Consider the following 20,658-nt stretch of genomic DNA (forward strand, 5'->3'; position numbering starts at 1 on the left):
ATAGTTTACGGTTTATGGTTTGCGGTGGTTCGATCTATCCTGGTCAAACTGTAAACCGAAAACCGTAAGCTACAAACCATAAACTGAAAACTAAAAATGGCCCGCATTTGCATACGGGCCATCGTTCGGGAGCAAATAAAACGGAATTTCAGGATTTTGTCGCCACCGTATTTCCTTTTTTAAGCGTGCCGGGGCTTTTCTTACCGGTTCCGGGCTTTTTACCGGACGAAACCGAAGGGTTTTTCTGCGTCATCGTCACCGGGTCCCAGTGCACCACTTTATTTTCGAAATAACTTTCGTTGCAGGCCAGAACCGGGGCGGCTGCGCGGAAACCGAAAACCGGGTCTTCGACGGTTCCCTGACTGCCCACCCGCACGTTCGCGAAAAAGTCGCCGAAGTGTTTGGCGTGGGCATCGTCGTCTTTCGGCGCTTCGAACTTGATTTCCTTAACGGGTTCGGCGGTGCGGGTTTCGGGCGGATATTTGGCGTCGTATTCCTCCACGAATTTCTTCTGGACGTCCTCCGTGAACGTAAAAAAGCTGTCGTAGTTGCCGTAACCGGGCGCAATAGGCAGTTTTTTCTTGGTCAGGATCAGGTTGTTTTCCGAGAATTCGACCGTGCCTTCGTTGCCGATAATTCGCGTCACGTTGCTGATTTTGCCGGCATTGGCGAAGTTGACGCGCAACACCATCTGGAACGCTTCGTGCTGATCGGTTTTCGGATAATCCATGATGCTCGTCATCACATCCGGTACATCCCGGTGCTCTTTCCAGTAGGCCAGGTTGCCGGACGAATAAACCCGGGTCGGGCCCAGCGTATTGGTCACAAAATGAACGCCCGTAATCAGGTGAATGAACAGGTCACCAGCGACACCCGTACCGTAATCCCTGAAATTCCGCCAGCGGAAAAACCGGATCGGGTCGAACGGGCGTTTGGGCGCGTCGCCCAGAAACCGGTCCCAATCGACGGTCTGGGGCGTTGCATCCGGCGGAACCGAGTAGTTCCAGGCCCCAATGGCGTTAAACCGGTCGTTGTTGGATTCGATGTAATTGATCTGCCCGATGTCACCGGCGGCAATCATCCGCTTGGCTTCCTTGAACGACGCACTGCTGATGCGCTGGCTGCCTACCTGCATGGTTTTTCCCGATTTCTTCCAGGCATCGATCACAGCCTTGCCCTCGTTCAGGTGCTGCACCATCGGTTTTTCGCAGTAAACGTGCTTCCCGGCTTTCAGGGCCGCTATCGTGATGTGGTCGTGCCAGTGGTCGGGTGTAACGATCAAAACCGCGTCAACATCCGGCCGGGCCAGAATCTCGCGGTAATCGCGGGTCGTAAACAGTTGCTGCCCAAAAGCCGTCCGGGCGTGTTCGAGCCGACCGGAGTACAGGTCACAAACGGCCACCAGTTCCACATCCGGGTTTCGCAAAGCCGCCTGTGTATCGTAATTGCCCTGAATCCCCATGCCGATGGTGGCAATCCGGATTTTGTCGTTGGGGCTGATCTTTTTCAGATCACGAATGATATTGAAAGGTTTTGCGACACTCTGCGTGGCAATCAGCGCCGAAGCCGCTGTCACCCCTCTGATAAAGTCGCGACGATTGGAATTCATGGAATAGTTGGGTTATCAATGTCAAAAAAAAGCACATTTACGTTTCAATATACGCAAATGTGCCGAAAAGGGCCTAACAAAATCGCACAATTAACCGCAACTCCTACCGAGTATACAAGGCGCCTTTGGCAATGGTCGATTCGTATTCACCACTGATGGTTTCCAGAAATTTACCGGTTACCCAGCCGATGTCTGAATTTCGGATAAACACAAACCGCTTCGGGGCCGTGGGAGTCGAATAGGTTTTCATGATGGATTCCAGCCATAATGCCCCGGCAATCAGCTGCTTTTCACTGACCTGATCGCGAACCGTAGCAATTTCCTGCTCGGCTTTGGTCCGGATTCCCGCGTCGGCTATCTCTTTCACGTTGGGGTGCGTCAGGGCGTTGTAATCTTCCATGACCAGCTTCCGGAATCGCTCGACATCGTCCATCGAAATGGCCACCGCCGTGGTACCGGTTTTTTCCGGATGCAGGTACGTCACCAAAGCCCAGGCCACGTCGCCCCCCAAACCGACCGTCCGGCGCTTCTGCAAACCGGCGTTACTGCTCTTAAATCGGTAAGCCAGCTCCGTATCGGCAATAATTTTAACCACCCGTGGCGCTTCCTTTCGAAAAGCATCACTGCTCAGGGACCGTTTGTTTTCTATCTGGTTCACCAGCGTGTTGGTCCCCACCGGCATTTCAATCGGATGGAACGTCTTATCGGCGTCAAAATAACCGCCAAGCGTTACGTCAGAGCCAATATTGAGTGAGGAAGTACTTGGCCAGACCTTGCGGGGAATGGAACCGACGGTAAATAATTCGGCTTCGCGGTTCAGCGAAAGTGTAGTGTCGATGCGGAGATTACCGTTCGGTAACGCGCGCGACAACTGGTCGTATAGCATCTTTTTGGTTGCCGGGGTTTTGGCCAGTCCTTCCTTCATCTCGTTGCTGAACACGATAAAAATCCGCTCGTTCGGAATGTTGTAGCGACTGATGGAATCCAGGCAAACCCGCAGCGCGTCCTGTCCAGCTTTCAGCGATTTACCGGCATCGGCGACCAAACTGACGTTGGGAACCTCGATCCGGGTTTTGATATCTTTCTCGTAAAAATCGCTTTCGTACCGCGTTTTGAATATCGCCAGCTTAACGTCCGACGCCCCAAATTGAATTCCGGCGTAGAGGTTTTTACCGGAAATATCGCGAATCAGTTCATTGACGCCCCAGGCGCTGGCCACATACCGCAGTCTCTCGTAGCGAGTCCGGGCGATTTTCAGGTAATGATCCGCAAGAGTGTTGTCCCCATTTTCGTAATACGCCAGCCCCAGCGACTCACAGGCGACGGCTTCCCAATACGGATTGACTCCGCGAACTGCCGGCAAGGCCCGCTCCAGCAGGTTGATCGCGTCCTGCGGTTTGTCCAACGCCCGGAGTGTGTTGGCGAGTTTCGTGTAGCGAATGGCCTGAACCACACTGGTGGCTTTTTGGGCAAACGCCGAATTCAACAGAAAAAGCAGGAGGCAGGACAGGGAAAAGATTCGTTTCATACGTTTGTGAGCGTAAAAGGTTACACCATGTTTCCGATGTTGAATTATCGGCTACATATATACGTACGAAGACTGGAAAACGATTTGGGATAGGCTGGAGGAAATGGTCTGGGAAAATGATAAATTACAAATGATATCCGCCGAATGTAGAAGTGCGGATTGCCAGACACTTTTACATTCGGCATTCATCATTTGTAATTTGACATTCCTTTTAATCCATCGCCATTTCGACGTGGGCCGGAGCCTGGATTTTCCGGCCAATGAACAGCAGCAACAGCGGAACGCAAATCAGGAAAAACGAGCCAATAATCAGGAAGGCATCAGCGTAGGTCATGACCAGCGCCTGTTTGATCACCGCTCCCTGCATGACGCCGTACGCCTTGTTCGTAGCCGTCATCAGCGCATCGCCTTTGGACAGAAACAGGTTCGTATACTGACGAATCCGTTCGGCCGAAAGGGGATTGTAGAGGGAAACATTATCGCCCAGCCGGGAGGAATGGAAAACCGTGCGGGTCGAAATGTAGGTAGTCATAATGGCCGTTCCGAACGTACCGCCCAGCTGACGAATCATCCCGGTCAAGGCCGAGCCCTGCGGAATCTCGACGTTCTTCAAATCAGCTAACGTAATGGTTGTCAATGGGATAAAAATCAGCCCCATCCCGACCCCCCGAACGATAAGCGGCCAGAAGAAATAATCCGGACCAGCCGCCAGACTGATGGCCGACAAATCGAAACAGAATCCGAAAAAGAGCACAAAACCGATGGCGGCATACCAGATGGGCGAGATATAGTTTTTACTCATCAAACCGCCCACCACGGGCATCATGAAACCGGTGGCCAGCGAACCCGGCATCAGCAGCAAACCGGTCTGGCTGGCCGTGAAACCGAGGATGGTCTGACAAAAAACCGGGATGATGAAAACCGACGCAAACAGCCCGAAACCCAGAATGAAGTTGAACAAAGTGCCTACCGCAAACCGTCGCTGCAGCAGTAATTTCAAATCCAGAATGGGTAATTTAACGGTCAGCTGTCGCCAGATAAAACCAAGGATTCCGATTCCGGCCGCAATCGACATGCCTACAATGAAGCCCGAATCGAACCAGTCGTTTTCCTGACCTTTTTCCAGAATAATCTGCAACCCGCCGATGCCCATCGTGAGCAATATCAGCGCCAGCCAGTCCATCCCGCCCGCCGTCACTTTTTCCGCCGGTTCTTTGATGTAGGTGTAGGTCAGGAAAGTGGCTAAAATTCCGAAGGGAATGTTGATGTAAAACACCCAGCTCCACGACAGGTTATCCGTAATGTAACCGCCCAGCGTGGGGCCAATCGACGGCCCAATGATGACACCCATCCCGAAAATAGCGTTGGCAATCCCCAAATCCTCTTTCGGAAAAGTCTGAATTAGAATGGATTGCGCCGTTGTGAGCAAACCGCCCCCGCCAATGCCCTGAACGACCCGGAAGAAAACCAGTTCCCAGACGTTGGTCGACGTTCCGCAGAAGATGGAGGCAATCGTAAACAAAATGATCGAAGCCGCGAAATAATTCCGCCGACCCAGTTTGGCCGTCAGCCAGCCCGACATCGTAATCATCACGGCGCTGGCGGCTGCATACCCCGTTACAACCCAGCTAATGTCGCCCAACGACGCGCCGAGGTTGCCCATCATCTGGTTCAGCGTCACGTTGACGATGGACGAATCGATGGTTTGCAGCAGGGCCGCCACCGTTACCGTGAGGACGACGATCCATTTATCAAATCCTAACTTCATAATGGTGAATGGTTTATTGTTTCTGTAAATCCACGGCCACCGTCACACTCATACCGGGACGGAGTTTGGCAAACAGTGGACTTTTCGAATCCAGGTCGATGCGAACCGGAATCCGCTGAACAACCTTCACATAGTTCCCGGTGGCGTTGTCAGGAGGCAGCAGGGAAAATTTCGCACCCGTTGCACCCGCAAACGATCCCACTTTACCGGTGAGTTTTTCGCCCCCAAAGGCGTCCACGTCGATGTCGACCGACTGGCCGGGCTGCATCTGTTTCAATTGCGTTTCCTTAAAGTTGGCCGTTACCCAGAGCGTTGAGTTACCAACCACCGAACACAGCGCCTGACCTGGCTGCACCAGTTGACCGATTTGCACGGCGCGTTTCGACACGACGCCCGAAATGGGCGCCAGAATAACCGTATACGACAGTTGCAGATTTGCCATATCCAGTTCCGTCTGCCGTTGCTTCACCGCAGCCTGCGCTACCGAGATTTGTCCCTGCGTCGCCCGGCGCTGCGAATTGGTTACGCCGGTTTGCGAACCAGCCGCATTCACCTGTGACTGAGCGGTTTGCAGTTGGGCTTCGGCGGCCTGAAGTTGTGCTTTAGCGGCTTCGTATTCCGCCTGAACGGCATCATACTGTTGCTGGGGTACGGTTTTTTCGGCCAGCAATCGTCCATAGCGTTCAAAATCCTGGGTGGCTTTCCGGCTCCGGGCCTGCGCGGCTGCCACATTGGCCTGCGCTGTAACCACCTGATTCCGGGCGGTTTGGACACTCACCTGCGAACTTTCCACCGTGGCCGATGCCACGCTAACGTTAGATCGAGTCACGCCCGCGCTCGCCATCGCGCTTTGCAAAGCGGCTTCGGCCTGCGCCACCCGAATGCGGTAGTCGGCATCGTCAAGAACCACGAGCGTATCACCGGCTTTTACGTACTGATTGTCCTGAAACTTAATGGCTTTCACGTACCCGCCCGCCTTGGGAATAACCGGGTTCACGTCACCGTCGACCTGCGCATCGTCCGTGGTTTCGTGGCGTTGCAGGTACCGAAATTCGCTGTAACCAAAAAAGAGAGCAAGGGCCAGAACCAGAAGGCCACCTACGCGAAACAGAGTTTTCTTATTCATGATCGTATCGTCAAACGAGATTAATTAAGGTTGTTGCCGGTAGCTTTTAACAGATGCTGGTAAGCCAGTTGGGCATCCACGGTGGCATTGATGACATTAAGTTGAGCCTGGAGTAAAAAGCTGTTGGCTTCGAGCAAATCCGTCGAGCCAACCAGCCCGTTGCGAAACCGCGACTCCGTTAGGCGGTAATTTTCCTGCGCCTGTCCAACCGCCGTCCGGATCACAGTTTGCTGTTCCAGCGCCAGTTGGTAGTTATTATAGGCCGTCACCACTTCCGACCGAATCTGATCGGTTTGCTGTTGGCCCTGCAACGAAGCCTGATTGATGGCGAGTTTGGCGCTGTTTAGTTTGCCTTTCATGTTGAACAGCGAACCCACATTATACGTCAGCCCCGCTCCCACGTTCCAGGCGCTCACAAACGACTTGGCTTCCGGAATCAGGTGCGCCGTGGGGTTGATGTAATTGAAACCCGCCGAAACGCCCAGATGGGGATAAAGGCTGCTTCGGGTGTTCCGCAACAGCTCCTGTGCGGATTGCAACCGCAGGTTGTTGGCTTCCACTTCCGGGCGCGACTGCACGGCCTGCGTGACAAAATTGCTCAGCGGTTCCGCCGTCGTCACGGGATTAGCCAGCGTCGTATCAACGGAAATGGTTTGGTCTTCCGGCAATCCGACGAGCAGATTGAAGTTGTACAAGGCGGTTTGCCGGGCCTTATCGACCTGTAAGCGGCTCAGTTGCAGGTTATTCTTCTGCAGTTGAATCTTCAGCACTTCGTTGGCCGTCACGATTCCTTCTTTTTCCAGATTGCGCGCTTCGCGTTCTTTTTCATCAAACTGCTTGATACTTTGGTCGATGACAGAAGTGGAACGGACCAGTTTAACGATGTTGTAATACGCATCTTTCACCGTGTAAACCAGTTCCGAGCGGTTTCGCTTTGCATCCAGCCGACTGGCTTTGGTCAACAATTCCGCCGACTTCTCCGCCGATTTTTCGGCAAAACCGCCAAACACTTCCTTGGTCACCGTAAGGCCACCAATTGTTGCGTTGAAAGCGCCCGCCGGAATGGTCAGCGCCGATTTGCCGTCTGCATCGGGGGCACCCAGCGAAAAGGGTCCGAGCAGGCTGTAGCGCGAATACGCCAGCGACGCGTTGGCCTGCGGCAGGCTGCGATCTTTGGCCTCCTGCGAGCGGGCTTCGGCCGCCAGCGTCCGCGCGTCGGCCAGTTTTATACTCTTATTATTTTGCAGAGCGAGTTCAACGGCCCGGTCCAGCGGCATTACCGGGGGCGTCGGTTGGGCAAATCCCCAGGCCGCGCTCATCAGCCATAGGCTCGCTCCTAGTACGTACGTTTTCATATTAGCGGTTTCTAATTTTATTCAAGAGTGTATTCAATGTGCTTACTTCCTCGTCGGTCAGGTGACTCACAATCGACTCAAAATCTGCAAAATGGGCCGCTGCGGTTTCGACAAACTGTTTCGATTCTTCGGTCAGTCGTAAATTCACCCGTCGACGGTTTTGCGGGTCTATTTCGCGCACGATCAGATTTTTCGCTACCAGTCGGTCGACCAGCCGGGTCATATCCGGATTCAGATCGTTCATTTTTTCCTTCAACTCCCCGGCTGTCAAACTGTTCGGATAGCCTTCGGAAAGATGCCGTAAGACGATGTATTGCTGAACCGAGAGATCAAACGGAGCCAGTTTCTGACCAAAATAGTTGAAGATGAAACTGTTGGTCTGGTGCAGATTGGCGATCAGTCGGTGGTATTCGTTTCGAAATTGCTTGTTCATTTTCTGTTCAGTCCTGACCAAAGGTAGACCCTATATTCGTTTAAACAAATATTGTTTAAACGATGGTTTGCGCAAACCATCGTTTTTAATCGAAGTTTAATTTGTACAAATCGATATTAGGATGTTTTGAAGAATATCTAGCATCCTAACCATTGCTAATGGTTTAATGGCGTATACCGTTGAAGCTGTTCGAAGAAAAATCACATTTTTGACATAACGCGCATTGACCGTTTGACCCATTTTTTTGGTAGGCAATTTCAAATAGGGATTTACCAGGTCGCATCGCGACCCGATGTTTGTAGAAAAATCTGAAATCCTATTTTCTCCTGGTCGCGTAGCGATCAAACAGATTGCTTGTTCGGTCGCCACGCGCCCCCCATGAAATTACGCTGACTTGCTTTCTACAAACATCAGGTCGCTAAGCGACTGAATTGGCACCCGCCAGCCAGTATTCAGCCATTTGGAGTAGCTTAGAGCAAAGAATCTGAATAGAAGCCAGAAGGTATTCGGTAGGAAATAGTCACAAAAATGCGGTTTTCTGATTCTGATTCACTTCCGAACCAACTTAAAAATAGCGGCATCACCGGCGGGCAGCGAGGTGCGTAGAGTGCCGGTGGTTGTGAAAGTCGAATGCTGGAACAATTCGCTGGTCAGGTATTCCGACGATCCGTCCAGCCCGATGCGGGTCAGGTCGATGATGTACTCTTTGGGATGGTCATCGTAATTTAACACGGCCAGAAACCATTCCCCTTTGATTTCCCGAACAAACAATTCTCCCGCCGATTTTCCCGAATTGCCCTCCACCGGTTTGAAGGCAACGCCATTCTTTGCCAGGTCCAGAATCGAGCGGTTTTGCAGCAGCTGCCGGGCGCGCACGCTCCACGGGCCGTGGACGGAATAATCGTCGCCGGTAATGAACGTACCGGTAATGACACCGGAGGTCAGCCGGGCGCGGTTTGCCCCCTCCGACTCTTCACCAAAAACAATGTGATCGGCGTCGATATAATTATAGACGTACGTCTGCCACCAGCCGTAGGTCAGGCCATTCAGCGTGTATTTCGTGTCTTTGATGGTTTTCCAGGCGTCGCAGGCAATTCGGCGGGTGTGGGCATACCGCCCCATCGCCAGATTGGGCGAGATGGCGGCATAGATCAACATTTGCCCGTCCAGTTGATCGATCAAATGTTCCATTCCCTGCCGAAACGCCTGCATCCCGGTCGTTACAGACCTGTCGTAAAAACCGTCCGATTCAATGGCAGCATGGCCCAGAAAATCGATCTTGATCATTTTAAAACCGCATTCCTTCAGCTTTTTGATCGCAAAAGTCAACCGCTGTTTTGTCCCCGGATGCGTCGGATCGAGGGCGCGGCCGCCGTCAAAATCGTGGTAAGTCCCGTTTGCTTTGGTCCACAAGTCCGAAAACAGATAATCCCCGCCCTCCGCTTTGCGAACTTTCCGGGATTTCCAGCCCCAATCGGTGAAGGGCGCCCAGTAGACGCCGGGCTGCAACCCTTTCTTTTGGCAGTAATCGGCAAACTCCTTCAGCTTGCTGAAATCACCGTTCAGTCCGCCCGAAAAGAAATTGTCCCAGAACGAATCGAGATCGATGTAAGCCGTATTGTCATTCCGAAAACCGGTCAGGCTATCGGCAAAAAAATCAGCCACTTTCACCGCTTTATCGAACGAAATCTTGCTTTTGATGGCTCCCCAGCTATTCCAGCCAAACGGCGTCGGTTTGTCCCAGTTGAATACATACGGCTTTTCGGTGATGCGGTTTGCTTTGCCGTACGCTTCCAGACCATCGCGCCAGTCGTCGAAAAAACCGACGAACAGCCTGGGTGACTTAATGGACTTACCGGAAAGCGAACCGTGTGGTATTTTGTCGCGGGTGATCTTTTCGTCCGACAAACCACCCCAGGCTTTCAGTTCGGTCAACTGCTGACCAACGCCCGCAGTCGTGATTCCGGTTTTCCACTCCAGGTGTTCGACCGAGCCAATGATCAATCCTTTGCGAGTGTAGTTTTCATAAACCGCTGCCACTTCCGAACTGGTCAGCGACTGCCCGACCTGTACCGGTCTGGAGTCGTAACTCACAAACGCGTCGTTGTCAAACGGAACGAACAGACTCCGATTGTCACCCCGAACACCGATATCAGCTTTTTCGGCAACGATCGGTGCCATGTAATTGCTTTTCAGGCTATTGCCACTCACCACCACTTCCGTAAAGAAAAATTCCCGATCCGGATAAACATAAAAAATCTGCTGCAGCGTCGGCGAACCCTTGCGGGTCAGGACGATCGAATGCTTTTGTCCAACGCCAAAACCGTCTTTGATGGCGGTTTGCGAATGTTTGCGAGTCGGGTACTCTTTGCTGTTCAGAATCGCATCCCGGTTTTTTACGACCGCGTACGCCCCCGAAATAATTGTTCCAGAATCTGCAATCAGATCAAATTCGCCGGATTGGAGATGGTATTCGATCCGACCGTTTTTGCCGTATGGAATCGAAATCAGGTCTTTGAGTTTAGGCGGTTTTACGGCAAAAGCTGTCTGGCAAAAAATCCAGCCCAGAGCGATGAGTCTGATACGCAGCGACATGTCGGGTCGTTTAGGAATTGAGCAAGTATAGCACTAAATTAGACTCAAGCCAACACGGAAGCGGTTTTTCAGCCTGCGGTTTTCAGTCCTGCCAACCCCGTTTGCAACCTATCTCTATTCATTATGGAATTACTACCCATCAAAGCAACGCTGGATGAAAATGCCGGTTTTCAGGAACACCCCGAGTGCGAAACTTCCCTTGCCATGACGGTGGATTTTTTCAATCGAATTGGATACCAACCGCCGTGGATTGGCTATTACGCCCGGGAAAATGGCGAATTGGTCGGCAGTGCAGCTTTTAAAGGAGCGCCCAAAAACGGGCGGGTAGAAATCGCATACGGAACGTTTCCGCAATTTCAAAGGCAGGGAATTGCCTCCGAAATGTGCCGAAAACTAGTGCTGCTGGCCCAGCAAACCGATCCCGCAGTTACCATCAGCGCCCGAACCTTTGAGCCGGGCGATGAATCGAGCCGCGTTCTTCAACGGAACGGTTTTGTGGGCCTGGGAACGGTTTGGGATGAAGAAGACGGCGCCGTCTGGGAATGGGAATATCGTGCCTAAATCTTTGGGCCGGAAGTGAAGTCGTATAGTTTATTTTCCTTTCATACCGTAATGGCCTCAAATCCAATAGGCATTCCTTTCTGTTCATTGGTTCGAAAATTTAGTTTTTCAAAACCAATCACTTCACCACGACTGTTTTTCATTAAAACCATTTCTTCTCCAGTTTCCTCACTAATGACCTCATCTTCGCGGTTACCAAACCAGACGGTCAATGTGTTGCCTTCAGTATCATAAAAAACGCTTACTTTTTCCATATTATTTCTCCTTCTTTAATAGCATCAGTCGGATATGCTGTTATTAAAAAATTGGGTCTATTATCCGGCTTTTTGATGAAGGCACAAATCCATCGTTTTGTTCGGATGGTTTTGTAAAGCAAATATCCCGATTCGTCCGCTCTACTTCTTCGTATTTCATCAGGGTTTTCTAAAGTGGCTTTAACCAACTCTTCCTGTTCTAACAAAACCGGATGCTTTTGAGTAACAATCAGTTCCCAACGTTGCTTCTCTACAGAGACAGTAAAACCCAAAGGCGTTTGAGCTACAAATAAGGTTTCGTTTTCCAAAACGGAGATTCTTTTACATTTAACTTTTTTGGAAATACACAATATATCATAAACACTTCACATCAGCCAATTACCCAGCTCAACGCCATCACACCTGCCAGACCCGTTACAGAAACCAGCGTTTCCATCACCGACCAGGTTTTGAGGGTGTCGGCCATCGACAACTGAAAGTATTCGCGGAAAAGCCAGAAACCGGTATCGTTTACGTGCGAAAACATCATGCTCCCGGCGCCGATGCTCAACACCATCAGGTTCGGCTCCACGCCGGTGGCCGCCAGCATGGGGGTTACAAAACCGGCGGTCGTAATCCCTGAAACCGTCGACGAACCGGTGCAGACGCGGATCAGGGCGGCCATACCCCAGGCCAGCACGTACGGGTGCAGCGTGGAATGTTCCATCATTTCGGCGATGGACTGACTCACCCCGCCGTCCGTCAGCACTTGTTTTAAGGCTCCCGCTCCGCCGAAAATCAGAAAAAGCATGGCGACATCCTTGATCGCATCCCCAAACAGTCCGGTCACTTCCGGAATGGTTTTCCCGCGCCGGGTTCCGAGCGTGTAGGTCGCCACCAGCACCGAGAGAAACATGCTAACGACAGGCTCTCCCACAAAAGCGATAATTTGCTGAGCCAGCGAATTGTTCGGCAAAAACGGGCTCAGGAAGGTACTGAGGCCAATGAGCAAAATCGGAAACAAAACCGTTAGAAAACTGGTGGTGGCCGACGGCATCTGCTCATCGCTCAGTTCGGGCGCAATGAATGTTGGATTGCCAAGCGTCGTATACCGTTTCACCGTCGAGCCAAACAGTGCACCGGAAATCAGAATGGCAGGAATGGCGACGATAATTCCGTAAAAAAGCGTCAGGCCCATGTCGGCGTTGAACTGCTTCAAAATCGCCAGCGGAGCCGGGTGGGGCGGCAAATAGCCCTGGGTTACGGAAAGCGACGCCAGCATCGGGAGGCCGATGTAGAGTGCGGGGAGTTTATAGCGATGCGCAACCGTGATCACCAGGGGCGCCAGCAACAGGAAACCGACGGAATAGAAAAGCGGCAGGCCGACAATAAAACCGGTTACCAGAAAAGCCCAGCGGGCGTGTCGCGTGCCGACCAGATCCATGAGCTTGACCGCGATGCGCTGAGCGGCTCCGCTTTGGGCGACCAACTTGCCCAGCATCGCGCCCAGGGCAATAATTGCGGTGATGGAACCGAGCGTTCCGCCGATGCCTTTCTGAATGGAGTCGAGAATGTCGAGCGGTTTTTGCCCCAGGGCCAGTCCAACGCCGAGCGAAACCGCCAGAAAAGCCAGAAAGGTGTGAAGACGGACAAACGAAATGAGGGCAATCAGGACCAGAATGCCGAGGATGGTTATGGTTAGGAGCATAACCAAACATAGGAAATATTACGATTCCACCGAAATTTTTGGGTGAAGATTCAATTCCGTTGCTACCCGAAGTGCCTGTAACACATGGCGTTGCTCGTGCGCGATTAAAAACCGGAAGGTGTCGCCCGTCGAAAGCCGGATAAATCTGGCAATGGAAATCGGCACCCGGAGTTTTTGAATGTTGACCCGGCTGGCCCGATCGAGCAGTTCCAGAATGGCTTCCTGCTGTTCAAGAAACAGGTTCAAAACCGCCGAAGCGTCCTGTTTCGGCCCTGGCGTATGCGCTTTGACGGCTTTCATTTTCAGCGCAATCGAACCATTGGCCTGGGGTTGCATCGAATTGGCGAAGTAATTTCCCAGCCAGCCACTTTGGAAGGTCGGCGCGGGCGGAAGCCGGTTTTCCTCTCCTTTGGCGATCGCGGCTTCGAGCATCGGAATGTAGTAATGTCCGTAACTGTTCAGGTGCTCCAGGCACTGGGCAATGCTCCAGCGGTCGGGCGCGGGCTGGCGGTTTAGATCCGCGTCCGTCATCGGCCGGAACGCATCTGTAACGGTCTGAATGAGCGTTTGGGTGTCCTTCGTCAGTTGTTCGAGCAATTCATCAGTCTGAAAAGTGCGCATGGCTGTTGGTGTTTACAGGCACAAACCTAAGACGGTTTTTTCCGAAAATTGTTGGTGAAGACCAAGATTTTCGAAACCGCTACAATTTGACCGTCGCCAGTAACTTACTGAAAGTAGTGGGGTCAAGAGCCAGGTACGAAGCCAGGTATTTGTGTGGAATCAGTTGCAGCACGTGCGGGCTGCGCGTCAGCAACACGCGGAATTTCTCCTCGGCCGTGTACGTCATCAATTCGATATACCGCTCCATCAGTCCCGACATGGCGGCTGCCGTGCCGATGCGTCCCCAACGTTCCAGGTTCGGGTAGGTCGCCAGCAAGCGGTTGAAATCGGCGAACGAAAGCCGCAGCAGTCGGCTGGCGGTCAGTGTTTCAAGGTAATACAGCGACGGTCGCTGGAGCTGGAACGAGTCGATAATGCCCGACATTGAACCGGAATACGAAAAAATCAGCGTCGCATCCCGTTTGCTGTCGCCCACAAAATAAGCCCGCTGCACGCCATCGACCACAAAGTACAAAAACCGCTCAACTTCGCCAGCCGCCGTCAGCACGGTTTTTCGTTTATAATCGACTGGATGCCAGCAGTTCGCGAAATCCTTCCATTCGTCGTCGGTGAGCGATACTACCGGAAAAACCACTTTCTTCAGCCGGTCCAGAGCCGCTGCCAGTTCAGGCTGTCCCATGCGCTACGGGATTTGTAACCGAATTCTGCGGAATGGTTAACAGTGTTAGAATGACCTGAAACCAGCCATCGGCTTCGCCAACGAGCGGCACCGGCTGATTTAACAACCGGTATTTATGATCGATGTTGGACAACCCAACACCGTTCGATTCGATGCGCAGGTTCTTGCGTTGCAGGTTATTTTCAACGATCAACAGGTCGTTGCTGGTCGTCCGTATCCGAATCGTGAGCGGTTGGTCGGGCAAAATTACGTTGTGTTTTACCGCATTTTCGACCAGCAACTGCAACGTCAACGGCGGTACTAGGGCCGCTTTTAATGGTTCATTAACTGAAACATGTAACTGAACACTCCGGCCAAAACGGGTTTGCAGCAGATGGAAATACGACCGGATAAACCGCAGTTCGTCGCTGAGCGTCACCAGTTCGTTTTCGTTACTCCGCAGCAAATAGCGGTAGACGTTCGACAGTTCATCGACAAATTCGCTGGCCTGCCGGGGCGCTTCGTCGATCAGCGAGGACAAGGTATTGAGCCCGTTGAACAGAAAATGCGGATTGACCTGGCTCTGCAGCGCGCGCATCTGCACCTCGGTTTTTTCCTGCTGCATCCGTTGAATGGCCAGATCGGCCTCCAGATTTTCGCGGTGACGCTGTTCGCGTTCGCGCTCCAGATCTTTTTCCACCACGGCTTTCCGAATGGCTTCGCGCCGGTGCCGGAACGAAATCCCGAGCGAAAAAAAGATCAGATCCAGCACCACACCGGTTTGCACAAATAAATCGGGATGCTGCCAGAATGGCAGGCTTTGACTCAAATTTGGCGAACGGATCAGGAGAATGGTCGTAATTGAATGGTTGATGAGCAGCGAAGCGGTTCCGGCCACAAAGAACCGGGCTACGGTATCCTTCGACCGAAAAAAAGTGTATACCATGTAAGCGCCAACCGACAGCAGCGCCAGCCGAACGGGTTGAAGCAGAATATTATGAAGTTTGGTTTGCCAGAAATCCGTAAACAGATAGATGTAAGTTTTGACCACGACGTAAAAAACCAGCATCCACTGTACGACCACCACCCAGCGAACAAACCGGGGCCTTTCTTTCAGATTCAGAAAGAGTTTGGCGAGTTCCAGATAAAGAATATAGCCGGAGTACGACAGGATCAGTTTGTAAAAATTGCCGATGTTGAGGGGTAAATGGAAGTGATTGACGACGAAATAAACCGCCCAAACCAGCGTGTAGATCGTATACAACCCATAAATACGCTCCCGGTACATCAGCCATTGGATGGAAGTCACCAGAAAGATGGCAAGCACCATTCCCAGAAAGAGCGGAGACCAGGCTTCGTACGTCATTTCGGCGAAAAAGAAATCATTTATACGTTCGCGATAGCAGTATAAAACGTAAATGTACAAAAAAGCCAGACCAGATTTAATAGGCGAATGAGGCAATGGAAACAATGAATGGGCCGGATCTGGCCCATTCTGGCGAAATACAGCTTGCTGGGTCAGCCAACGCCCACCATTCACGTAAACGATGGGCAGTTTACCGCCAAATTGCCGCTTCTGGCTTTTATCAGCGGCCCAACCGTGGTCTGAACTGAACCAAATTCGACGCCAAAACCTTATTAATGTACCAACACGAATTCATAATGTACCAACACGAATTCATATCGTTGGAAAGTATCGTATTGAACTAAGTTTTCGTTGAATTCATACCTTAAGAATCATGAAAGTAGAAATCTGGTCGGACGTGATGTGTCCGTTTTGCTACATTGGAAAGCGGAAATTTGAATCCGCGCTGGCCCAATTCGAAAATAAGGACGCAATTGAAATTGAGTGGAAGAGCTTTCAGCTCAACCCGGCTCAGGAAACCGATCCCACCAAAAATGTGACGGAATACCTGGCCGAAGTCAAAGGCTGGACCATCGGTTACGCCCGGCAAATGAACGACTATGTCACGAACATGGCGCGTGAAGTAGGACTTCAGTATGACTTTGATAAAGCCATAATAGCCAACTCATTCGACGCCCACCGGGTCGTTCAGTTAGCCAAAAAACACGGTAAGGGCGATGCCATGGAAGAGCGGCTTTTCAAGGCGTATTTCACCGAAGGGCTAAACACTGCCGACCACGAAACACTGCTTCGTTTGGGCGCGGAAATTGGTCTCGAATCGGATGAAGTCAGACAGGTTCTGGCGTCCGATCAGTATCGCAAAGAAGTGAAAGCTGATATCAACGAAGCTCGTCAGGTAGGCGTTACCGGCGTTCCATTCTTCGTCTTTAACCAGAAGTACGCGGTTTCCGGTGCGCAGGCTCCCGAAACGTTTCTGGGTGCCCTGAAAAAATCGTTTGGCGAATGGCAAGAAGTAAATCCAGTTGCTGAACCGGTTACTATTGAGGGAGCGGTATGTACGCCGGATGGGAATTGTGCGTAATTTTGCGAAAAATATCCACCATGACGCATCCCTCCCATTCATCCGCTTCCGGCGATTCAGTCGTCCATGAACCCTTTTTCAATGTTCGTTTAGGCATCAATTTTCTGCTGGTTCTGGCTAACAGTATTCTGCTGCTGATGATGATTAAATGGACAAACGTGGTTCACTGGCCGTATTTACTGGCGGCAGCTTCGGCAGCTGTCATCGGTTTCCTGGAACCCCGAAAAGGCTGGATTCTGGCGATCGTACAAGTGGTTATTCTCTGGATTGGGTATACATTTTTCACCTCGGCACCCGCTAACGGCAGCAAACTGGAACTGGAACTTTTTTGCCTTTACGGTTCCATTTTCCTGACTTTTCTGGGCAGTTTCGTAGGTGGTATTGTGAAACGAGCATCCGGTAAATAAAGTAAAGAAATAAGACATGAGAAGTGAGACAAGAGAGTAGAGACAAAAAATTGCCCTTGGTTATTTTTAAGTCTTTATTCTCTTGTCTTTTCTTTTTACTCTCTTGATAAAACTTGAACATCAGCCCGTCAAATACGCTTCATTCACCCCGCCGAATCCGGTTTTCGATTGCCGGTTTTTTCTTCATTTCCGGTTTTGGATTTGCCACCTGGGCATCGCGGATTCCGTCGCTGCAACAGCAACTTCAGTTGAACGAAGCCGAACTGGGAGCAGTTTTATTTGCGCTGCCGCTGGGCCTGATTCTGACGCTTCCGATCACGGGTATGCTGATTGGCCGGTTTAGCAGCCGGGTCATGATGCTGGTGGGAGCGGTTTTTCTGAACCTGATTCTGGTACTGCTGGGTCAGGTTGAACAGACGTGGCAATTGGCACTCGTCCTTTTCTGCTTTGGCGCTGCCCGCAATCAGCTTAGCATTTCCGTAAACGCACAATCCATTGGTGTACAGGCACTTTACGAACGTTCCATTCTGACGTCTTTCCACGGAATCTGGAGCATTGCCGGTTTTGCCGGTGCCGCATTGGGCTCCTTTATGATTTCGATTCACGTCCTACCAGCCGGGCATTTCATTCTCGTCAGCATTTTTCTGACGCTGATCGCCCTCTCCTTGTTTCCCAGCACGATTCCGGAACCGGCCGGAAAGTCGAACGCCCGGACCGGTTTTGTGTTACCGGATCGGGCATTGCTGAAATTCGGGCTGATGTCGTTCGCGTCGATGGCTTTTGAAGGCATCATGTACGACTGGAGCGGCATCTATTTTCAGAAAATCGTTCGCGCACCCAAAGAAATGATCGCACTCGGATTTGTCGCCTACATGAGCGCCATGACCATCGGGCGGTTTTCCGGGGACTGGCTCGTAAATCGGTTCAACAAGAAAACCGTGCTGACCTGCAGCGGACTTCTCATGGCGAGCGGTTTGTTACTGGCTGCCGTTTTTCCGAACGTTGTAGTTGCCGGATCGGGTTTCATCATGGTCGGATTCGGCACGTCCTGCGTCGTTCCGTTGGTGCTGAGCCTGGCCACGCAATCCAAACTGGCGGGAACAGGCCCGGTGATTGCCGCCGTTTCCACCATCGCCTATTTTGGTTTCCTGATCGTTCCGCCGGTGGTGGGTTTTCTGGCCGAAGCCCTCAATCTCCGCTGGTCATTTGGATTTCTATCACTGTTAGGTGTAATGATGGTCTGGATAGTTCGCAGATTACCAGATCATTACAAATCCTAAGATTATTTCCGCAACCGCTGCGGTTTCACGCCCTCCACGGTAATCTGCACCGGTTTAATGAGGCCGTTGGCATCGAATGACATGACATCGATACAAGTTTCGCGGTGGTTTCCATCGGTTTCGGTGAGCGGACGGCGGTGGTACACGATATACCACTGGTCTTTGCCCGGCACCTGAATCACGGAATGGTGGCCCGCTCCGGTCGCAACTTTCGGGTCTTGCTTCAGAATTTTATCGATGCGCTCAAACGGCCCAAACGGCGAATCGGACATGGCGTAAGCCACGGAATAATCCGGGCCAGTCCAGCCGCCCTCCGACCACATGAAGTAGTATTTGCCGTTCCGGATGAACATGAATGGCCCTTCCACGTATCCTTTGGGCGTAATTTCCCTGAACGTCGTCCCATCGGGAAATGGCAAAAAACCAGTAAAATCGTCTTTCAGTCTGGCGATGTTGCAATGCCGCCAGCCGCCATAAATTAGGTAATACTGACCGTCTTTATCCTTAAAAACAAACTGGTCGATCGGTTGCGCGCCGTTGATAAACTTGTCGACCAGCGGTTTTCCGAGGTAATCCTTGAAAGGCCCGGCCGGATTGTCGGCCACGGCCACGCCAATTCCTCCCGGGCTTTGGTCATTCTGAATGTCGTTCGCACCAAAAAAGAGGTAATACTTTCCACCTTTCTCCACAATCGCGGGTGCCCACATCGCCCGCCAGGCCCATTTGATAGCAGTGGTGTCAACAATCCGGCTGTGCTTAGTCCAGTTCACCAGATCCGGCGACGAAAATGCATCCATAAAAACCTGTTGTTTATAGGGTGCTGAAAACGTCGGATAGATCCAGTATTTATTACCGAATATAACGCCTTCCGGATCGGCATACCAGCCCGGGAATACCGGATTACCAGACGTCGATTTTTTGCCTTTGGAATTTTGAGCGGTTGCCGAAAGCTGCATTAAAACCGCCAGGAGTAAACAAAAAAGAGCAGGGATTAAACTCCGTTTTTTCATAAATTGAGATCGATGCGTTGGTATTTTTAGTTGGCCGGTTTTTCAGCTGGCAGATAGACATTCACTTCCGGATGCATGGTATACAGGCGGTATTGCTTCCCATCGTTCACTAAAATACCGCTCGACTTGTTGTCGCCAAGAATGGGATTGCCAGCGTATTTTTTCCAGTGAATCAGGTCTTTCGAAACCGCTACGTTGGTCGACCATTCCCGCCAGTCTTTGAACGCCGAAGCGTGGTAATACATGTAATAGAGTCCTTTATACTTGATGATCTGATTGGCAGCTACCGCAAACTGATCGTATTTCTCGGGACCCATTTTCAAAACCGGTTCATCCTGAACGTTCGTCCAGCGCTTCATATCACTGGAAGTTGCCAGCCAGACCGCGGCATCGTTGCGCTCGTAAAACAAATACCAGGTATTTCCATCTTTCCAAACCGCCGGGGTTCCGTACGGACCTTTGGTGAGCGGTTTTCCGTCGGTATAATAAATATTGATCGGCCCCTGCTCCTGCCAGTGAATCCGGTCGGTTGAAGTCAGGATGTGAGCAATATCATCTTTCCCTTCCGCGAACATGTAATACGTTTTACCAGACTTCCAAACCGATATATCTTCCACCCAGTCGGTTTTATGAATTGGATTGTCGGCATATCGTTTCCAGGTAAAACCATCCGTCGAAGTGGCATACCCGAGAAATTTAGTCTTGTCTTTTCCAGCTTCGTAACCCGTATACCACAGGTACCATTCGTTTCCTTCCCGCAGAATAAAACCCCGTTCCCGGATTTTATTATCCCAGGTATCCGAGCCGGTTCCGGTAAAAACCGGGTTTTGTGGGTATGCTTTAAAATGAATGATTTCAGCCGGAAATTCCGAATTCGGAGCCGGTTTTTCGGACGAAATCCAGCCAATAAATAATACAGAAACCAGGAGTAAAAGGTAGGCTTTTTTCATAAAATCGGGTTAGTCAATGGCAGTTACTTGGTTTTTATTCTCAGATACAATTCCTCCACCTTCTGACGTGCCCAGGCCGTTTTTCGCAAAAAAGTCAGGCTGGATTTGATGCTCGGGTTGTCGGTAAAACACCGGATATTGATCCGCTGGCCCAGGCGCTCCCAACCAAAATGGTCGACCAGTTCCGTTAGAATCAGTTCGAGGGTTTTGCCGTGAAGCGGGTTGTTTGGCTGGGAAGGAGTCATCTCAGGAAATGGTTGCGATCAGGCGCAAAGATAGCTCAAGTTGTGAGACGGGCGTTTTTTGAAGTAATCTTCTTTTTTATGTTCGATTGACGTACTTATTCCGTTTTTAAGGCTACCTTATACG

General features: G+C 51.3%; 21 protein-coding genes. 5 read left to right on the forward strand and 16 right to left on the reverse strand.

Translation table 11 applies throughout. The features are described from left to right. Positions 1 to 148: 148 nt before the first annotated feature. From GJJ30_RS16615 to GJJ30_RS16645, 7 genes are all read right to left on the reverse strand, one after another. Positions 149 to 1,609 carry a Gfo/Idh/MocA family protein gene (locus GJJ30_RS16615; protein WP_154176285.1) on the reverse strand — a complete coding sequence of 487 codons (1,461 nt, stop codon included), beginning with the start codon at positions 1,607 to 1,609 and terminating at the stop codon, positions 149 to 151. 103 nt (positions 1,610 to 1,712) lie between these two features. Then, entirely contained in the window at positions 1,713 to 3,137 is a 1,425-nt protein-coding gene (locus GJJ30_RS16620) for a tetratricopeptide repeat protein (RefSeq protein WP_154176286.1), read from the reverse strand. Between the two features lie 211 nt (positions 3,138 to 3,348). After that, positions 3,349 to 4,905: a DHA2 family efflux MFS transporter permease subunit gene (locus GJJ30_RS16625; protein WP_154176287.1), complete on the reverse strand. Its 1,557-nt coding sequence runs from the start codon at positions 4,903 to 4,905 to the stop codon at positions 3,349 to 3,351. A gap of 13 nt (positions 4,906 to 4,918) precedes the next feature. Beyond that, positions 4,919 to 6,031, reverse strand: a complete 1,113-nt coding sequence (locus GJJ30_RS16630) for an HlyD family secretion protein (protein WP_154176288.1) — start codon at positions 6,029 to 6,031, stop codon at positions 4,919 to 4,921. 20 nt (positions 6,032 to 6,051) lie between these two features. Continuing rightward, complete coding sequence (locus GJJ30_RS16635) at positions 6,052 to 7,386, reverse strand: TolC family protein (RefSeq protein WP_154176289.1); 1,335 nt, start codon at positions 7,384 to 7,386, stop codon at positions 6,052 to 6,054. Position 7,387: 1 nt separating this feature from the next. Continuing rightward, the gene (locus tag GJJ30_RS16640) at positions 7,388 to 7,819 is read right to left on the reverse strand and encodes a MarR family winged helix-turn-helix transcriptional regulator (protein WP_154176290.1); all 432 of its coding nucleotides are present in this window, start codon (positions 7,817 to 7,819) and stop codon (positions 7,388 to 7,390) included. Between the two features lie 549 nt (positions 7,820 to 8,368). Continuing rightward, on the reverse strand, positions 8,369 to 10,414 hold the full coding sequence (locus GJJ30_RS16645) for an alpha-amylase family protein (protein ID WP_205880572.1): 2,046 nt from the start codon (positions 10,412 to 10,414) through the stop codon (positions 8,369 to 8,371). 123 nt (positions 10,415 to 10,537) lie between these two features. Here GJJ30_RS16645 and GJJ30_RS16650 point away from each other — a divergent pair, with 123 nt between their 5' ends. Then, a complete protein-coding gene (locus GJJ30_RS16650; protein WP_154176291.1) occupies positions 10,538 to 10,975 on the forward strand; it encodes a GNAT family N-acetyltransferase in 438 nt (145 codons plus the stop codon). A gap of 41 nt (positions 10,976 to 11,016) precedes the next feature. Here GJJ30_RS16650 and GJJ30_RS16655 read toward each other — a convergent pair whose 3' ends face one another. The 6 genes from GJJ30_RS16655 to GJJ30_RS16680 form a co-directional block, all read right to left on the reverse strand. Next, the gene (locus GJJ30_RS16655) at positions 11,017 to 11,229 is read right to left on the reverse strand and encodes a DUF2283 domain-containing protein (RefSeq protein ID WP_154176292.1); all 213 of its coding nucleotides are present in this window, start codon (positions 11,227 to 11,229) and stop codon (positions 11,017 to 11,019) included. Continuing rightward, a complete protein-coding gene (locus GJJ30_RS16660; RefSeq protein ID WP_154176293.1) occupies positions 11,217 to 11,537 on the reverse strand; it encodes a DUF4258 domain-containing protein in 321 nt (106 codons plus the stop codon). The genes GJJ30_RS16655 and GJJ30_RS16660 overlap by 13 nt, the downstream gene beginning before the upstream one ends. 62 nt (positions 11,538 to 11,599) lie before the next feature. After that, positions 11,600 to 12,916: a gluconate:H+ symporter gene (locus GJJ30_RS16665; protein ID WP_154176294.1), complete on the reverse strand. Its 1,317-nt coding sequence runs from the start codon at positions 12,914 to 12,916 to the stop codon at positions 11,600 to 11,602. 18 nt (positions 12,917 to 12,934) lie between these two features. Beyond that, positions 12,935 to 13,537, reverse strand: coding sequence for a DinB family protein (locus GJJ30_RS16670; protein WP_154176295.1), 603 nt, complete (start codon positions 13,535 to 13,537; stop codon positions 12,935 to 12,937). Between the two features lie 79 nt (positions 13,538 to 13,616). Then, complete coding sequence (locus GJJ30_RS16675; protein ID WP_154176296.1) at positions 13,617 to 14,216, reverse strand: Crp/Fnr family transcriptional regulator; 600 nt, start codon at positions 14,214 to 14,216, stop codon at positions 13,617 to 13,619. Continuing rightward, on the reverse strand, positions 14,203 to 15,561 hold the full coding sequence (locus tag GJJ30_RS16680; RefSeq protein WP_154176297.1) for a sensor histidine kinase: 1,359 nt from the start codon (positions 15,559 to 15,561) through the stop codon (positions 14,203 to 14,205). Before GJJ30_RS16680 ends, GJJ30_RS16675 begins: the two co-directional genes overlap by 14 nt. 108 nt (positions 15,562 to 15,669) lie before the next feature. On the opposite strand from GJJ30_RS16680, the gene GJJ30_RS32525 reads away from it, so the two are divergent. The 4 genes from GJJ30_RS32525 to GJJ30_RS16695 all read left to right on the forward strand — a co-directional run bounded on the left by GJJ30_RS32525 (position 15,670) and on the right by GJJ30_RS16695 (position 18,329). After that, a complete protein-coding gene (locus tag GJJ30_RS32525) occupies positions 15,670 to 15,804 on the forward strand; it encodes a hypothetical protein (RefSeq protein WP_262885376.1) in 135 nt (44 codons plus the stop codon). Between the two features lie 130 nt (positions 15,805 to 15,934). Beyond that, entirely contained in the window at positions 15,935 to 16,642 is a 708-nt protein-coding gene (locus GJJ30_RS16685) for a DsbA family oxidoreductase (protein ID WP_154176298.1), read from the forward strand. 20 nt (positions 16,643 to 16,662) lie between these two features. Then, positions 16,663 to 17,049 (forward strand): hypothetical protein, encoded by a 387-nt coding sequence (locus tag GJJ30_RS16690; protein WP_154176299.1) that lies wholly within the window; start codon positions 16,663 to 16,665, stop codon positions 17,047 to 17,049. A gap of 113 nt (positions 17,050 to 17,162) precedes the next feature. Then, a complete protein-coding gene (locus tag GJJ30_RS16695) occupies positions 17,163 to 18,329 on the forward strand; it encodes an MFS transporter (RefSeq protein ID WP_154176300.1) in 1,167 nt (388 codons plus the stop codon). 2 nt (positions 18,330 to 18,331) lie between these two features. On the opposite strand, the gene GJJ30_RS16700 is transcribed toward GJJ30_RS16695, so the two are convergent. The 3 genes from GJJ30_RS16700 to GJJ30_RS16710 all read right to left on the reverse strand — a co-directional run bounded on the left by GJJ30_RS16700 (position 18,332) and on the right by GJJ30_RS16710 (position 20,534). Further along, positions 18,332 to 19,285: a glycoside hydrolase family 43 protein gene (locus GJJ30_RS16700; protein ID WP_229313195.1), complete on the reverse strand. Its 954-nt coding sequence runs from the start codon at positions 19,283 to 19,285 to the stop codon at positions 18,332 to 18,334. A gap of 80 nt (positions 19,286 to 19,365) precedes the next feature. Further along, positions 19,366 to 20,289 carry a glycoside hydrolase family protein gene (locus GJJ30_RS16705; RefSeq protein WP_154176302.1) on the reverse strand — a complete coding sequence of 308 codons (924 nt, stop codon included), beginning with the start codon at positions 20,287 to 20,289 and terminating at the stop codon, positions 19,366 to 19,368. 23 nt (positions 20,290 to 20,312) lie between these two features. Further along, on the reverse strand, positions 20,313 to 20,534 hold the full coding sequence (locus tag GJJ30_RS16710) for a VF530 family protein (protein WP_154176303.1): 222 nt from the start codon (positions 20,532 to 20,534) through the stop codon (positions 20,313 to 20,315). Between the last annotated feature and the right edge of the window lie 124 nt (positions 20,535 to 20,658).

This window comes from Larkinella terrae, assembly GCF_009668025.1.
GTDB lineage: Bacteria > Bacteroidota > Bacteroidia > Cytophagales > Spirosomataceae > Larkinella > Larkinella terrae.

Bases quoted from the DNA above. Each gene is read 5' to 3' on its own strand.
- GJJ30_RS16615 (WP_154176285.1), bottom strand. From the start codon at position 1,609: ATGAATTCCAATCGTCGCGACTTTATCAGAGGGGTGACAGCGGCTTCG.
- GJJ30_RS16620 (WP_154176286.1), bottom strand. From the start codon at position 3,137: ATGAAACGAATCTTTTCCCTGTCCTGCCTCCTGCTTTTTCTGTTGAAT.
- GJJ30_RS16625 (WP_154176287.1), bottom strand. From the start codon at position 4,905: ATGAAGTTAGGATTTGATAAATGGATCGTCGTCCTCACGGTAACGGTG.
- GJJ30_RS16630 (WP_154176288.1), bottom strand. From the start codon at position 6,031: ATGAATAAGAAAACTCTGTTTCGCGTAGGTGGCCTTCTGGTTCTGGCC.
- GJJ30_RS16635 (WP_154176289.1), bottom strand. From the start codon at position 7,386: ATGAAAACGTACGTACTAGGAGCGAGCCTATGGCTGATGAGCGCGGCC.
- GJJ30_RS16640 (WP_154176290.1), bottom strand. From the start codon at position 7,819: ATGAACAAGCAATTTCGAAACGAATACCACCGACTGATCGCCAATCTG.
- GJJ30_RS16645 (WP_205880572.1), bottom strand. From the start codon at position 10,414: ATGTCGCTGCGTATCAGACTCATCGCTCTGGGCTGGATTTTTTGCCAG.
- GJJ30_RS16650 (WP_154176291.1), top strand. From the start codon at position 10,538: ATGGAATTACTACCCATCAAAGCAACGCTGGATGAAAATGCCGGTTTT.
- GJJ30_RS16655 (WP_154176292.1), bottom strand. From the start codon at position 11,229: ATGGAAAAAGTAAGCGTTTTTTATGATACTGAAGGCAACACATTGACC.
- GJJ30_RS16665 (WP_154176294.1), bottom strand. From the start codon at position 12,916: ATGCTCCTAACCATAACCATCCTCGGCATTCTGGTCCTGATTGCCCTC.
- GJJ30_RS16670 (WP_154176295.1), bottom strand. From the start codon at position 13,537: ATGCGCACTTTTCAGACTGATGAATTGCTCGAACAACTGACGAAGGAC.
- GJJ30_RS16675 (WP_154176296.1), bottom strand. From the start codon at position 14,216: ATGGGACAGCCTGAACTGGCAGCGGCTCTGGACCGGCTGAAGAAAGTG.
- GJJ30_RS16680 (WP_154176297.1), bottom strand. From the start codon at position 15,561: ATGACGTACGAAGCCTGGTCTCCGCTCTTTCTGGGAATGGTGCTTGCC.
- GJJ30_RS32525 (WP_262885376.1), top strand. From the start codon at position 15,670: ATGGGCCGGATCTGGCCCATTCTGGCGAAATACAGCTTGCTGGGTCAG.
- GJJ30_RS16685 (WP_154176298.1), top strand. From the start codon at position 15,935: ATGAAAGTAGAAATCTGGTCGGACGTGATGTGTCCGTTTTGCTACATT.
- GJJ30_RS16690 (WP_154176299.1), top strand. From the start codon at position 16,663: ATGACGCATCCCTCCCATTCATCCGCTTCCGGCGATTCAGTCGTCCAT.
- GJJ30_RS16700 (WP_229313195.1), bottom strand. From the start codon at position 19,285: ATGCAGCTTTCGGCAACCGCTCAAAATTCCAAAGGCAAAAAATCGACG.
- GJJ30_RS16705 (WP_154176302.1), bottom strand. From the start codon at position 20,289: ATGAAAAAAGCCTACCTTTTACTCCTGGTTTCTGTATTATTTATTGGC.
- GJJ30_RS16710 (WP_154176303.1), bottom strand. From the start codon at position 20,534: ATGACTCCTTCCCAGCCAAACAACCCGCTTCACGGCAAAACCCTCGAA.